We start from the raw sequence: 13,185 nt of genomic DNA, 5'->3' as shown, positions 1-13,185 counted from the left end.
GCGACGCAAACGCGCGCCCGGCTTATTTTTATTTTTTCACGCCGTACTGCGCGAACCACTCCAGCATCCGCTGCCAGCCGTCTCTTGCGGATTCGGCATGATAGCTCGGTCGATAATCGGCGTTAAACGCATGACCAGCCTCAGGGTAAACCACAATCTCCGCTTTCGCGTTCGCGGCGCGTAACGCCTGCCGCATGGTCTCCACGCTTTCCAGCGAAATCCCGGTATCCTGACCGCCGTACAATCCCAGTACCGGCGCGTTGAGATCGGTCGCCACATCTACCGGATTTTTGGGCGAGTTCAGTGACGTATCGCCCGCCAGTTTCCCGTACCACGCCACGGCGGCTTTGAGCTGCGGATTATGCGCGGCATACAGCCAGGCGATACGCCCGCCCCAGCAAAAACCGGTAATTAACAGACGATGAGGATCACCGCCGTTGCGGGCCGCCCAATTGGCAACATGGTCCAGATCCGCCAGCACTTGCGCATCCGGCACTTTCGATACCAGATTGCTGAACAGCGTTGGAATATCAGCGTAATCATTCGGATTGCCCTGGCGGAAATAGAGCTCCGGCGCCACGGCCTGATACCCTTCCAGCGCCAGGCGGCGGCACAGATCGCGGATGTGCTCATGCACGCCGAAAATTTCCTGAACCACAATCACGACTGGCAGCGGGCCGTCGACATCTTTTGGCCGCGCATAATAAGCAGGCATGTTGTCGCCCTGGGTGGGGATCGTTGTTTCACTCGCCGTAATCGCCTCTTCCGGCGTGCGTACAATGGTGGATGCGTGTGGTGAAGCTGCAGGTGCAAAGCCAGGTTGGTTGTCTGTCTTCATGGTATTCTCCATACCCTTTAATGGTTAGCGCATGGTTTACTATAGACTGCACGTTAACAATCCACAGTGCCTGAAACAGGCTATCTTTTGTGCAGTGCCGCGAAACAGAATTCTGTTATGTGATATAAGTCACTAAATAATGAGAATTAACTGCAATCATTTTCATTCAGAGTGATTGGTGTCACGAAAACACCTCAGGCGCTTCGGTAAAGTACCCTTTTACTTCTGCTGATAATCTGACCCACAGAGGAGTTTTATATGTCCAAGTCCGATGTTTTTCACTTAGGCCTCACCAAAAATGATTTACAAGGGGCTACGCTGGCAATCGTCCCGGGCGATCCTGAGCGTGTTGAAAAGATCGCCGCGCTGATGGAAAAGCCGGTCAAACTGGCATCGCATCGTGAATTCACCTCCTGGCGCGCGGAGCTCGGCGGCAAGGCCGTTATTGTGTGCTCAACGGGTATTGGCGGTCCATCCACCTCGATTGCTGTAGAAGAGCTGGCGCAGTTGGGCATCCGTACTTTCCTGCGCGTTGGCACTACCGGCGCTATCCAGCCCAATATCAACGTGGGTGATGTTCTTGTCACCACCGCGTCTGTACGCCTTGATGGCGCAAGCCTGCACTTCGCGCCGATGGAATATCCGGCGGTGGCTGACTTTGCCTGTACCACCGCACTGGTGGAGGCGGCGAAAGCCGTGGGCGCTACCACGCATATCGGTGTAACCGCCTCTTCTGACACCTTCTATCCGGGGCAGGAGCGTTACGACACGTTCTCTGGCCGCGTCGTGAGCCGTTTCAAAGGCTCAATGGAAGAGTGGCAGTCCATGGGCGTGATGAACTATGAAATGGAATCCGCCACGCTGCTGACCATGTGTTCCAGCCAGGGCCTGCGTGCAGGTATGGTGGCAGGCGTTATCGTCAACCGCACCCAGCAGGAAATTCCGAATGCGGAAACCATGAAACAGACCGAAAGCCATGCGGTGAAAATCGTGGTCGAAGCCGCACGCCGTCTGCTGTAATTTTTCTTCTCTTCCCGAAGGCCGACGTGTTCGGCCTTTTCTTTTTTGCGTAGCGCCTCGCAGGAAATACCTTTTAAACTGGACGTTTATACAGCACAATTCTATTTTGTGCCGGTAAGCAGTTTAAGCAGGGGGAGCGGTGGATATTACAATCATTCTGAGCGCAGTCGTGGCGCTGATGGCAGGCATTCTGTTGGGCTGGTTGGTGGAGCGATCCCGCTCGGCGCAACAGCAGGCAGATATGCTGGCTGAGCAGCGCGATCTCTTCGGCGAACTCAGCGCCGCCCGGCAACAGCTGGCGCACAGTGATCACTGGCGTGATGAATGTGAACTGCTGAATAATGAGCTGCGTAACCTGCGTGAAATTAATGCCTCGCTGGAAGCCGATCTCCGCGAAGTCACCACCCGTCTCGAATCCACACAAATCCATGCGGAAGATAAACTCCGCCAGATGGTCAACAGCGAGCAGCGTCTGAGCGAGCAATTTGAAAACCTGGCTAACCGTATCTTCGAACACAGCAACCGGCGTGTGGATGAACAAAATCGTCAGAGTCTGAACAGCCTGCTGACCCCACTTCGCGAACAACTTGATGGTTTTCGTCGCCAGGTACAGGACAGCTTCGGCCAGGAAGCGCGCGAGCGACATACCCTTGCCCATGAAATCCGTAATCTGCAGCAACTGAACGCGCAAATGACGCAAGAAGCGGTCAACCTGACGCGCGCGCTGAAAGGCGATAATAAAACTCAGGGTAACTGGGGTGAAGTGGTACTGACCCGGGTACTGGAAGCGTCCGGCCTGCGCGAAGGGCATGAGTACCAGACGCAGGTCAGTATCGAAACCGATGCCCGCGCCCGCCTGCAGCCCGATGTTATCGTGCGGCTGCCGCAAGGGAAAGATGTGGTGATTGACGCCAAAATGACGCTGGTTGCCTATGAGCGTTACTTCAATGCCGAGGATGATGCCATCCGCGAGGCGGCAATGCATGAGCACATCGCCTCCGTGCGTAGCCATATCCGCCTGCTGAGCCGCAAAGACTATCAGCAACTTCCCGGATTGCGCTCGCTCGATTATGTACTGATGTTTATCCCTGTCGAGCCAGCGTTTTTGTTAGCAATTGATCGCCAGCCCGAACTCATCACCGAAGCACTGAAAAATAACATCATGCTGGTCAGCCCGACGACACTGCTGGTGGCGCTACGAACCATTGCCAATCTCTGGCGGTATGAGCACCAGAGCCGCAACGCGCAGCAGATCGCGGAGCGCGCTGGTCGCCTGTATGACAAAATGCGCCTGTTCGTCGATGACATGACCTCAATTGGGCAAAGCCTTGACCGGGCGCAGGACAACTATCGTCAGGCCATGAAGAAACTCTCATCCGGGCGCGGCAATATGCTGGCGCAGGCGGAAGCGTTCCGCAGCCTGGGTGTCGAGGTGAAACGCGAGATTAATCCGGATTTAGCCGATCAGGCGACGGTGCAGGATGACGACTATTGTCTGCCCGGCGGGCAGGCGTCCGGCGAGACGCACGGATCCTTTTCAACAGAGGGTGACGATCATGCGAATAACCGCTACTCAAGTGAAGGTTGATTCGTAGGGGAAAAGCGCCCAATCTGTTACACTTCCAGGACTTTTTTTGATAAGCAGGCGTAGAGATGGCTGAGAATACTCAAGAAACGACGCACTTTGGCTTTCAGACTGTCGCCAAAGCGCAGAAAGCTGACATGGTTGCACACGTATTCCATTCCGTGGCTGCAAAATATGATGTGATGAACGACCTGATGTCGTTTGGCATCCATCGTTTGTGGAAGCGCTTTACTATTGATTGCAGTGGTGTTCGTCGCGGGCAGACCGTGCTGGATCTGGCCGGTGGTACGGGCGATCTCACCGCGAAATTTTCGCGACTGGTCGGTGAGACCGGGCGTGTCGTTCTGGCAGACATCAACGATTCCATGCTCAAAATGGGGCGTGAAAAGCTGCGTAACATTGGCGTGATTGGCAATGTGGAATATGTGCAGGCCAACGCCGAAGCGTTACCGTTCCCCGATAACACATTCGATTGCATCACCATTTCATTTGGCTTGCGTAACGTGACGGATAAAGAGAAAGCGCTACGCTCAATGTATCGCGTGCTTAAACCGGGCGGACGTCTGCTGGTGCTTGAATTTTCCAAACCGATTCTCGATCCGCTGAGCAAAGCGTACGACGCCTACTCATTTCATATTTTGCCGCGCATTGGTGAAGTGGTGGCAAACGATGCGGAAAGCTACCGTTATCTGGCCGAGTCTATTCGTATGCATCCCGATCAGGACACCCTGAAAGGTATGATGCAGGATGCCGGCTTCGAAAGCGTCGATTACTACAACCTGACTGCAGGGATCGTGGCGTTGCATCGCGGCTATAAATTCTGACAGGAGGGACGCTATGCCTTTCAAACCCTTAGTCACCGCTGGCATTGAAACTGCGCTGAATGCGTTTCTTTGGCGCGAGCGTGCGCTAAAACCCGCTCGCCAGAGATTACTGAACAGAGTGTTACGCGTGGAACTAAAAGAGTTTTCCTCTCCCGTCGTACTGGCATTCAGCGAACAGCAGATCGATGTACTGGGAGCATGGGAAGGCGACGCCGACTGTACCGTCACCACACGCCTTGGCGTTTTGCCGCAATTGCGTAATCGTCAGCAACTGACTGCATTGATTCGCAGCGGCGACCTTGAAGTGCAGGGCGACATTCAGGTTGTGCAAAATTTTGTCGCACTGGCCGACCTCGCCGAGTTTGATCCTGCGGAGCTGCTTGCTCCTTACACTGGCGATATCGCCGCGGAAGGGGTCAGCAAAGCGCTACGTGCAGGAACATCTTTCTTTCGTCAGGGGTTTCAGCGTCAGCAACGTTATGCCGCCGACGTGTTAACGGAAGAGTGGAAACTGGCGCCGGGTCCGCTGGAAGTGGCGTGGTTCGCTGAAGAAACCGCAGCCGTTGAACGTGCTGTTGAAGCATTAGCGAAACGGCTGGATAAACTGGAGGACAAATGACGCCAGGGGAAATTCGGCGCCTGTATTTTATCGTCCATACCTTTTTGAGTTACGGGCTGGACGAACTCATTCCTAAAATGCGTATCACGTTGCCGCTGCGTCTCTGGCGGCGAATGCTGTTCTGGATGCCGAACCGCCATAAAACGCAGCCGCTGGGCGAACGTCTCCGCCTGGCCCTGCAGGAGCTTGGCCCGGTCTGGATCAAATTCGGTCAGATGCTTTCCACCCGCCGCGACCTTTTCCCGCCACAGATTGCCGATCAACTGGCGCTGTTGCAGGATCGCGTAGCGCCGTTCGACGGTCGGTTGGCAAAAAAACAGATCGAGCACGCGATGGGCGATATTCCTGTCGAAAGCTGGTTTGATGATTTTGACATTACGCCGCTGGCGTCAGCCTCAATTGCGCAGGTGCATACGGCGCGTCTGAAAGAGAACGGCAAAGAGGTGGTCATTAAAGTGATCCGCCCGGACATTCTGCCGGTCATCAAAGCAGACATGAAGCTCATCTATCGCCTGGCGCGCTGGGTACCTCGCCTGCTGCCGGATGGACGCCGTCTGCGCCCGTTAGAAGTCGTGCGTGAATATGAAAAAACAATTATTGATGAACTGAATTTGTTGCGTGAAGCGGCAAACGCCATTCAGTTACGGCGCAACTTTGAAAACAGCCCGATGCTGTACGTGCCGGAAGTGTATTCTGACTATTGCAGCCAGAACATGCTGGTAATGGAGCGGATTTACGGTATTCCTGTTTCTGATGTCGAAACGCTGGAGAAGCAGGGCACGAACCTGAAACTGCTCGCTGAACGTGGCGTTCAGGTGTTCTTCACCCAGGTCTTCCGCGATAGCTTCTTCCATGCCGACATGCACCCCGGCAATATTTTCGTGAGCTACGACCATCCGCAAGATCCGCAATACATCGGGATCGACTGCGGTATTGTCGGTTCGCTCAACAAAGAAGATAAGCGCTACCTGGCGGAAAACTTTATCGCCTTTTTCAATCGCGATTACCGCAAAGTGGCAGAGCTGCATGTGGATTCCGGCTGGGTACCGCCGGACACCAACGTCGAAGAGTTTGAGTTTGCGATCCGTACCGTCTGCGAGCCCATTTTCGAGAAGCCGCTGGCGGAAATCTCGTTCGGCCATGTGCTGCTGAACCTGTTTAACACTGCGCGGCGCTTCAACATGGAAGTACAGCCGCAACTGGTGCTGCTGCAAAAAACGCTCCTGTATGTTGAAGGCGTGGGCCGTCAACTCTATCCGCAATTAGATCTGTGGAAAACGGCGAAACCGTTCCTGGAATCCTGGCTTAAGGATCAGGTCGGTCTTCCCGCACTGGTTCGCACGCTGAAAGAAAAAGCGCCGTTCTGGATCGAGAAAATGCCTGAAATTCCCGAACTTGTTTACGACAGTCTGCGCCAGAGCAAACAACTTCAGCGCAGTATTGATAAAATAGCCCACGATTTGTCATCGAACCGTATCCGCCAGGGACAGTCGCGTTATCTGTTTGGTATAGGTGCGGTTTTACTATTGAGCGGTACGCTGTTGTTGATAAATCGTCCGGAGTGGGGCGTGATGCCGGCCTGGATTATGGCGGGTGGACTGGTCGTCTGGTTGATTGGTTGGCGTAAAACACGCTGATTTTTTGGCATCGCTAACAGCAACGTGCCTACGTATAATGTAGATTGATTAATTCATCATCAATGTACACAAATCACTCAAGCTGCATTGAGGCCGCCTGAAGGATGACGTGTATCACTGGGGAATAAGTATGGGTGGTATTAGTATTTGGCAGTTATTGATTATCGTCGTGATCGTGGTACTGCTTTTCGGAACGAAAAAGCTGAGTTCTCTGGGGTCTGATCTGGGCGCCTCCATCAAGGGCTTCAAAAAGGCCATGAATGATGATGAGGAAAAAAAGGATAAGACCGCGCAGGATGCAGATTTCACTGCAAAATCCATTGCGGACAACCAGGAAAGCGCTAAGAAAGACGAAGCGAAAAGCCACGATAAAGAGCAGGTATAATTCGTGTTCGATATTGGTTTTAGTGAGCTACTACTGATATTCGTGATTGGCCTCATCGTTCTGGGGCCAAAACGGTTGCCTGTAGCGGTCAAAACGGTGGCTGGCTGGGTTCGCGCGCTGCGTTCACTGGCGGCTACGGTTCAAAATGAGCTTACTCAGGAACTTAAGCTTCAGGAATTTCAGGACAGCCTGAAGAAGGTTGAGAAAGCCAGCCTCGAAAACCTGACGCCCGAACTGAAAGCGTCAATGGATGAGCTACGTGAAGCGGCTGAATCCATGAAGCGTACATACAGTAGTAACGATCCTGAAAAGGCGAGCGACAACGCTAACACTATCCATAATCCGGTCGTAAAAGGGTCCGCCGAACAGCGTGAAGGTGTGACCCCATCAACGGCTGAGCATCAGGCGAGCGCTGAAGAAACCGCGCCGCAGGCTGAAGCAGAAGCGGTAGTGAAAGCGGCGGAAACCCAACCGACTGAAGCCTCGGAAGAGGTAAAAGTGACTGTCGCGCCGGCTCCGGCATCCTCTCCCGTATCAAGTGATAAAGCGTAAAACATGGGCGTAGAAGATACTCAACCGCTGATCTCGCATTTGATTGAGCTGCGTAAGCGTCTGCTCAACTGCATCATCGCGGTCTTTTTGATTTTTCTGGCGTTAGTCTATTTCGCCAACGACATCTATCAACTGGTCTCCGCGCCGTTGATTAGCCATATGCCGCAGGGCGCAACGATGATTGCGACAGATGTTGCGTCACCTTTTTTCACTCCGATCAAACTGACCTTCATGGTGTCGGTGATTTTGTCCGCGCCAGTGATTTTGTACCAGGTGTGGGCGTTTATCGCGCCAGCATTGTATAAACATGAGCGTCGGCTGGTCGTGCCGCTGCTGGTTTCCAGCACGCTATTGTTTTACATCGGCATGGCTTTCGCCTACTTCGTGGTATTCCCGCTGGCGTTTGGCTTCCTGACGCATACGGCGCCACAGGGCGTTCAGGTGTCGACCGATATCAAAAGCTACCTCGACTTTGTTATGGCGCTGTTTATGGCGTTTGGCGTGTCGTTCGAGGTGCCAGTGGCTATCGTGCTGCTATGCTGGGTCGGTGTCACCACGCCGGAAGATCTGCGTGGCAAGCGTCCTTATGTACTGGTTGGCGCGTTTGTCGTCGGTATGCTGCTGACACCGCCGGATGTGTTCTCGCAGACGCTGCTGGCGATCCCAATGTATTGCCTGTTTGAAGTCGGGATATTTTTCTCGCGCTTCTATACCGGGAAGCGACAAACGCGCGACGAAGATGCCGCCGCAGAAGATGCCGAACAGAATGAAGAATAAACAGCCGCCCGTCAGGGCGGTTGTCATATGGGAGCGCTGATGTTTGATATTGGGGTCAATCTGACCAGTTCGCAATTTGCCAAAGATCGGGACGACGTGGTTGCCCGGGCGCGGGCGGCGGGCATGACGGGAATGCTGCTGACCGGAACTAACCTGCATGAAAGCGAGCAGGCGCAGCAACTGGCGCAACGTTACGCCGACTGCTGGTCGACGGCAGGAGTTCACCCGCACGACAGCAGCCACTGGTCAGAACGTGTCGCGGAGGCGATTCACCTATTGGCATTGCGGCCAGAGGTGGTGGCCATCGGAGAATGCGGTCTGGATTTCAACCGTAATTTTTCTACGCCGCAGGAGCAGGAGACCGCCTTTAGCGCCCAGTTGGCGCTGGCAGCTGAACTGGCGATGCCGGTTTTCCTCCATTGCCGCGATGCGCATGATCGCTTCCTGACGCTGCTGGAACCCTGGCTGGATAAGCTGCCGGGCGCGGTGTTGCACTGTTTTACCGGCACGCGTGAAGACATGCAGGCGTGCCTGGAGCGTGGGCTGTATATCGGGATTACGGGATGGGTGTGCGATGAGCGCCGTGGGCTGGAGTTGCGCGAGATGCTGCCGTTGATCCCGGCGGAGCGCCTGTTGCTTGAAACCGATGCGCCTTATCTTCTGCCGCGCGACCTGAGCCCGAAACCGGCTTCACGGCGCAATGAACCCATGCACCTTGCACATATTCTGACACGGGTAGCGCAATGGCGCGGGGAAGAAGCCGAAGGGCTGGCGTCGGTGACGGACAATAACGTCAGAACCCTTTTCGGTATTGCGTTCTGACTCAGACCTTGCGGAACTCAGTATTTTTCACGCTCTGCAGAACTTGTTGATTGAGGAAGTTAAGCAGCAGCATAGAACGCGCTTCGCCATCAGGTTCGGTGAAAATCGCTTTCAGGCCTTTAAAAGTGCCTTCGGTGATCTCAACACTATCGCCCGGCCATGGCGTTTCAGGATCGGTGATCCCTTCCGGTTTATAGACCGAAAGCTGATGGATGACTGTCGAAGGGACTATCGCGGGTTGCGTGCCGAATCGCACAAAATGGCTGACGCCGCGCGTGGCATTAATGGTTGTGGTATGAATAACCTCTGGATCGAACTCGACAAACAGGTAGTTAGGAAAAAGAGGCTCACTGACTGACGTCCGCTTACCACGTACGATTTTTTCCAGGGTAATCATCGGCGTCAGGCAGTTCACAGCCTGGCGTTCCAGATGTTCCTGGGCACGCATAAGCTGCCCGCGCTTGCAGTACAGTAAATACCAGGCTTGCATAATCACTCTTTCCCGTTAATTCGGCCGCAAGCATAGCAAATGCCAGACCTGATCGCGAAGGGGATTATCACGGCGGGTGACAGACGGGAGTGTGAGTTCACGCTAATTTAACAAAAATACAGCATCACGCAGGCGAACGCCGTATAATAATGCGCTGATAAAGAGGCCAGAACCTACTCCATGAAATACCACGACCTACGCGACTTTCTGACATTACTGGAGCAGCAGGGCGAGCTAAAACGCATCACGCTGCCGGTTGATCCTCATCTGGAAATCACCGAAATTGCCGACCGGACGCTACGTGCCGGTGGTCCGGCGTTGCTGTTCGAAAACCCCAAAGGTTACAACATGCCGGTGCTGTGCAATCTCTTTGGCACGCCGAAACGCGTGGCGATGGGGATGGGCCAGGAAGACGTCACTGCACTGCGGGAAGTGGGTAAGCTGCTGGCTTTTCTCAAAGAACCGGAGCCACCCAAAGGGTTCCGTGATCTGTTTGATAAACTTCCGCACTACAAACAAGTGCTGAATATGCCGACCAAACGCCTGCGTGGCGCGCCTTGCCAGCAGAAGATCATCAGCGGCGATGACGTGGATTTAACCCGTATTCCGATCATGACCTGCTGGCCAGAAGATGCCGCGCCACTGATTACCTGGGGGCTGACGGTGACCCGCGGTCCGCACAAAGAACGGCAAAATCTCGGTATTTATCGCCAGCAACTGATTGGCAAAAATAAGCTGATCATGCGTTGGTTGTCCCATCGTGGCGGCGCGCTGGATTTCCAGGAGTGGTGCGCGGCACATCCGGGCGAACGTTTTCCGGTTTCCGTGGCATTAGGCGCGGACCCGGCGACAATTCTCGGTGCGGTGACGCCGGTGCCGGATACGCTGTCGGAATACGCCTTTGCGGGCCTGCTGCGTGGCACGAAAACCGAGGTCGTGAAGTGCATTTCTAACGAGCTTGAAGTCCCGGCCAGCGCGGAGATTGTGCTGGAAGGCTATATCGAAGCGGGTGAAGTTGCGGCAGAAGGTCCATACGGCGACCACACCGGGTATTACAATGAAGTCGATAATTTCCCGGTTTTTACGGTGACGCACATTACGCAGCGTGAAGATGCCATTTACCACTCGACCTACACCGGCCGTCCACCGGATGAGCCCGCGGTGCTGGGTGTGGCGCTGAATGAAGTCTTTGTTCCGATTCTGCAAAAGCAGTTTCCCGAAATTGTCGATTTTTATCTGCCGCCGGAAGGGTGCTCATACCGCCTCGCGGTGGTGACGATGAAAAAACAATACGCCGGTCATGCTAAGCGCGTCATGATGGGCGTCTGGTCATTTTTGCGGCAGTTTATGTACACCAAATTCGTGATCGTTTGTGACGATGACGTGAATGCTCGTGACTGGAATGATGTGATTTGGGCGATCACCACCCGTATGGATCCGGCGCGGGATACGGTGCTAGTGGAAAACACGCCAATAGATTATCTGGATTTTGCCTCGCCGGTTTCCGGTTTGGGCTCAAAAATGGGGCTGGATGCCACGAATAAATGGCCTGGCGAGACCCAACGTGAGTGGGGACGTCCTATTAAAAAGGATCCTGAGGTGACGGCTCGTATCGACGCCATCTGGGATGAACTGGCTATCCTGAAGAACGGTAATACACCCTGAACGACCGTTTTACCTAACAGACCCGACAGAGGGAGCGCATGACAACCTTAAGCTGTAAAGTGACCTCGGTAGAAGCCATCACTGATACCGTATATCGCGTTCGTTTAAAACCAGAAGCGGATTTCTCCTTTCGCGCCGGTCAGTATCTGATGGTCGTAATGGATGAGCGCGACAAGCGTCCGTTCTCAATGGCGTCATTGCCTTCCGAACATCGGTTTATCGAACTGCACATCGGGGCATCAGAGATCAATCTGTATGCCATGGCGGTGATGGATCGCATTCTGAAAGAGCGTGAAGTGCTGGTTGATATTCCGCACGGTGACGCCTGGCTGCGTGAAGATGACGAAGCGCGTCCGCTGATCCTGATTGCCGGGGGAACCGGTTTCTCTTATGCGCGTTCGATTCTGCTGACGGCGCTGGAACAAAATCCGGACCGCGACATCACCATTTACTGGGGCGGCCGTGAAGAGAAACACCTCTACGATCTCTCTGAGCTGGAAGCGTTGTCGGTGACTCATCCTAATCTGCGCGTTGAAGCGGTGGTTGAGCAACCGGAAGAGGGCTGGCGTGGGCGTACGGGTACGGTGCTGACGGCGGTGCTGCAGGATCATGGTACGCTGGCAGAGCATGATATCTACATCGCCGGGCGCTTTGAGATGGCGAAAATTGCCCGCGACCTGTTCTGCAATGAACGCAACGCGCGTGAAGACCGCCTGTTTGGCGACGCGTTTTCGTTTATTTAGACATAAAAAACCCGCCCCTGACAGGCGGGAAGAACGGCAATGATTTAGGGGAATGAATGGGTTACTACACCCTTTCAAACACCGTCGCGATCCCCTGACCTAACCCGATGCACATCGTCGCCAGACCGAACTGAGCGTCCTGGCGCTCCATCAGGTTAATCAGCGTGGTGCTGATGCGCGCGCCGGAACAGCCAAGTGGATGACCGAGGGCGATGGCGCCGCCGTTAAGATTGATCTTCTCGTCGATCTGCTCCATCAGCCCCAGATCCTTAATGCATGGCAGGATTTGTGCGGCGAACGCTTCATTCATCTCAAACAGGTCGATATCGCTGGCGGAAAGCCCCGCTTTTTTCAGCGCCAGTTTTGACGCCGGAACCGGACCGTAACCCATAATTGATGGATCGCAGCCGACAACTGCCATCGAACGAATACGTGCGCGCGGTTTCAGCCCCAGTTCACGGGCACGGCTCTCGCTCATCACCAGCATCGCGGCAGCACCATCTGAGAGCGCGGAAGAGGTGCCAGCAGTGACGGTACCGCTGACTGGATCAAACGCCGGTTTCAGCGTCGCCAGCGCTTCAACAGTGGTTTCCGGGCGGATCACTTCATCGTAGTTAAACTGCTTCAGTACGCCATCGGCGTCGTGACCGCCGGTGGGGATAATTTCACTTCTGAATGCGCCGGACTGCGTGGCGGCCCAGGCGCGGGCGTGAGAACGGGCGGCGAACGCATCCTGCATCTCACGGCTGATGCCATGCAAACGAGAGAGCATTTCCGCCGTCAGCCCCATCATGCCCGCGGCTTTTGCCACATTGCGGCTGAGGCCCGGATGGAAATCGACGCCGTGGCTCATTGGCACATGGCCCATATGCTCCACACCGCCAATCAGGCATACCTGCGCATCACCGGTCATGATCATGCGCGCGGCATCGTGCAATGCCTGCATTGATGATCCGCACAAGCGGTTCACAGTGACAGCCGGAACGGAATGCGGGATCTCTGCCAATAGCGCTGCATTACGGGCGATGTTAAAACCCTGCTCCAGCGTCTGTTGCACACAACCCCAATAGATATCGTCAATGGCCGTGGCATCCAGTGCTGGATTACGCGACAGCAGGCTGCGCATCAGATGCGCGGAAAGATCTTCCGCGCGGACATGGCGGAATGCGCCGCCCTTTGAACGGCCCATCGGGGTACGAATTGCATCAACAATAACAACCTGTTCCAT

At 54.7% G+C, this 13,185-nt stretch carries 14 protein-coding genes; 11 read left to right on the top strand and 3 right to left on the bottom strand.

Features of this window, described 5'->3' with window-relative positions; genetic code table 11:
• Positions 1-28: 28 nt before the first annotated feature.
• Positions 29-838 carry a dienelactone hydrolase family protein gene (locus tag QMG90_RS20960; RefSeq protein WP_283281641.1) on the bottom strand — a complete coding sequence of 270 codons (810 nt, stop codon included), beginning with the start codon at positions 836-838 and terminating at the stop codon, positions 29-31.
• Positions 839-1,096: 258 nt separating this feature from the next.
• On the opposite strand from QMG90_RS20960, the gene udp reads away from it, so the two are divergent.
• The 9 genes from udp (at position 1,097) to tatD (ending at position 9,059) form a co-directional block, all read left to right on the top strand.
• The gene (gene udp / locus QMG90_RS20955; RefSeq protein ID WP_049847216.1) at positions 1,097-1,858 is read left to right on the top strand and encodes a uridine phosphorylase; all 762 of its coding nucleotides are present in this window, start codon (positions 1,097-1,099) and stop codon (positions 1,856-1,858) included.
• A gap of 139 nt (positions 1,859-1,997) precedes the next feature.
• A complete protein-coding gene (gene rmuC / locus QMG90_RS20950) occupies positions 1,998-3,446 on the top strand; it encodes a DNA recombination protein RmuC (RefSeq protein WP_283281639.1) in 1,449 nt (482 codons plus the stop codon).
• Between the two features lie 65 nt (positions 3,447-3,511).
• The gene (gene ubiE, locus QMG90_RS20945; protein ID WP_283281637.1) at positions 3,512-4,267 is read left to right on the top strand and encodes a bifunctional demethylmenaquinone methyltransferase/2-methoxy-6-polyprenyl-1,4-benzoquinol methylase UbiE; all 756 of its coding nucleotides are present in this window, start codon (positions 3,512-3,514) and stop codon (positions 4,265-4,267) included.
• A 13-nt stretch (positions 4,268-4,280) separates the two neighbouring features.
• Positions 4,281-4,886, top strand: a complete 606-nt coding sequence (gene ubiJ, locus QMG90_RS20940) for a ubiquinone biosynthesis protein UbiJ (protein WP_283281635.1) — start codon at positions 4,281-4,283, stop codon at positions 4,884-4,886.
• On the top strand, positions 4,883-6,523 hold the full coding sequence (ubiB, locus tag QMG90_RS20935) for a ubiquinone biosynthesis regulatory protein kinase UbiB (RefSeq protein WP_283281633.1): 1,641 nt from the start codon (positions 4,883-4,885) through the stop codon (positions 6,521-6,523). The genes ubiJ and ubiB overlap by 4 nt, the downstream gene beginning before the upstream one ends.
• A gap of 130 nt (positions 6,524-6,653) precedes the next feature.
• Positions 6,654-6,908: a Sec-independent protein translocase subunit TatA gene (gene tatA / locus QMG90_RS20930; RefSeq protein ID WP_038160535.1), complete on the top strand. Its 255-nt coding sequence runs from the start codon at positions 6,654-6,656 to the stop codon at positions 6,906-6,908.
• Positions 6,909-6,911: 3 nt separating this feature from the next.
• A complete protein-coding gene (gene tatB, locus QMG90_RS20925; RefSeq protein ID WP_283281630.1) occupies positions 6,912-7,460 on the top strand; it encodes a Sec-independent protein translocase protein TatB in 549 nt (182 codons plus the stop codon).
• Positions 7,461-7,463: 3 nt separating this feature from the next.
• On the top strand, positions 7,464-8,237 hold the full coding sequence (gene tatC, locus QMG90_RS20920; RefSeq protein WP_283281628.1) for a Sec-independent protein translocase subunit TatC: 774 nt from the start codon (positions 7,464-7,466) through the stop codon (positions 8,235-8,237).
• A gap of 39 nt (positions 8,238-8,276) precedes the next feature.
• On the top strand, positions 8,277-9,059 hold the full coding sequence (gene tatD / locus QMG90_RS20915; RefSeq protein WP_283281627.1) for a 3'-5' ssDNA/RNA exonuclease TatD: 783 nt from the start codon (positions 8,277-8,279) through the stop codon (positions 9,057-9,059).
• Between the two features lies 1 nt (position 9,060).
• On the opposite strand, the gene rfaH is transcribed toward tatD, so the two are convergent.
• Entirely contained in the window at positions 9,061-9,549 is a 489-nt protein-coding gene (rfaH, locus tag QMG90_RS20910; protein ID WP_283281625.1) for a transcription/translation regulatory transformer protein RfaH, read from the bottom strand.
• A 180-nt stretch (positions 9,550-9,729) separates the two neighbouring features.
• Between rfaH and ubiD the strand changes: the two genes are divergently transcribed.
• Together ubiD and fre are read left to right on the top strand one after the other, a co-directional pair.
• Positions 9,730-11,214 (top strand): 4-hydroxy-3-polyprenylbenzoate decarboxylase, encoded by a 1,485-nt coding sequence (gene ubiD, locus QMG90_RS20905; RefSeq protein WP_283281623.1) that lies wholly within the window; start codon positions 9,730-9,732, stop codon positions 11,212-11,214.
• Between the two features lie 38 nt (positions 11,215-11,252).
• Positions 11,253-11,957 (top strand): NAD(P)H-flavin reductase, encoded by a 705-nt coding sequence (gene fre, locus QMG90_RS20900; RefSeq protein ID WP_283281621.1) that lies wholly within the window; start codon positions 11,253-11,255, stop codon positions 11,955-11,957.
• 64 nt (positions 11,958-12,021) lie between these two features.
• Here the strand turns inward: fre and fadA are convergent, their stop codons facing one another.
• Positions 12,022-13,185, bottom strand: a complete 1,164-nt coding sequence (fadA, locus tag QMG90_RS20895; RefSeq protein WP_283281619.1) for an acetyl-CoA C-acyltransferase FadA — start codon at positions 13,183-13,185, stop codon at positions 12,022-12,024.

Origin of the sequence: Trabulsiella odontotermitis (genome assembly GCF_030053895.1) — a bacterium.
In the GTDB taxonomy this organism is placed as follows: domain Bacteria; phylum Pseudomonadota; class Gammaproteobacteria; order Enterobacterales; family Enterobacteriaceae; genus Trabulsiella; species Trabulsiella odontotermitis_C.
This window is presented reverse-complemented; position numbering and strand designations above follow the sequence as displayed.

Excerpts from the sequence above, each read along its gene's own strand:
- QMG90_RS20960 (WP_283281641.1), bottom strand. The coding sequence starts at position 838 with ATGAAGACAGACAACCAACCTGGCTTTGCACCTGCAGCTTCACCACAC.
- udp (WP_049847216.1), top strand. The coding sequence starts at position 1,097 with ATGTCCAAGTCCGATGTTTTTCACTTAGGCCTCACCAAAAATGATTTA.
- ubiE (WP_283281637.1), top strand. The coding sequence starts at position 3,512 with ATGGCTGAGAATACTCAAGAAACGACGCACTTTGGCTTTCAGACTGTC.
- ubiJ (WP_283281635.1), top strand. The coding sequence starts at position 4,281 with ATGCCTTTCAAACCCTTAGTCACCGCTGGCATTGAAACTGCGCTGAAT.
- ubiB (WP_283281633.1), top strand. The coding sequence starts at position 4,883 with ATGACGCCAGGGGAAATTCGGCGCCTGTATTTTATCGTCCATACCTTT.
- tatA (WP_038160535.1), top strand. The coding sequence starts at position 6,654 with ATGGGTGGTATTAGTATTTGGCAGTTATTGATTATCGTCGTGATCGTG.
- tatC (WP_283281628.1), top strand. The coding sequence starts at position 7,464 with ATGGGCGTAGAAGATACTCAACCGCTGATCTCGCATTTGATTGAGCTG.
- tatD (WP_283281627.1), top strand. The coding sequence starts at position 8,277 with ATGTTTGATATTGGGGTCAATCTGACCAGTTCGCAATTTGCCAAAGAT.
- rfaH (WP_283281625.1), bottom strand. The coding sequence starts at position 9,549 with ATGCAAGCCTGGTATTTACTGTACTGCAAGCGCGGGCAGCTTATGCGT.
- ubiD (WP_283281623.1), top strand. The coding sequence starts at position 9,730 with ATGAAATACCACGACCTACGCGACTTTCTGACATTACTGGAGCAGCAG.
- fre (WP_283281621.1), top strand. The coding sequence starts at position 11,253 with ATGACAACCTTAAGCTGTAAAGTGACCTCGGTAGAAGCCATCACTGAT.
- fadA (WP_283281619.1), bottom strand. The coding sequence starts at position 13,185 with ATGGAACAGGTTGTTATTGTTGATGCAATTCGTACCCCGATGGGCCGT.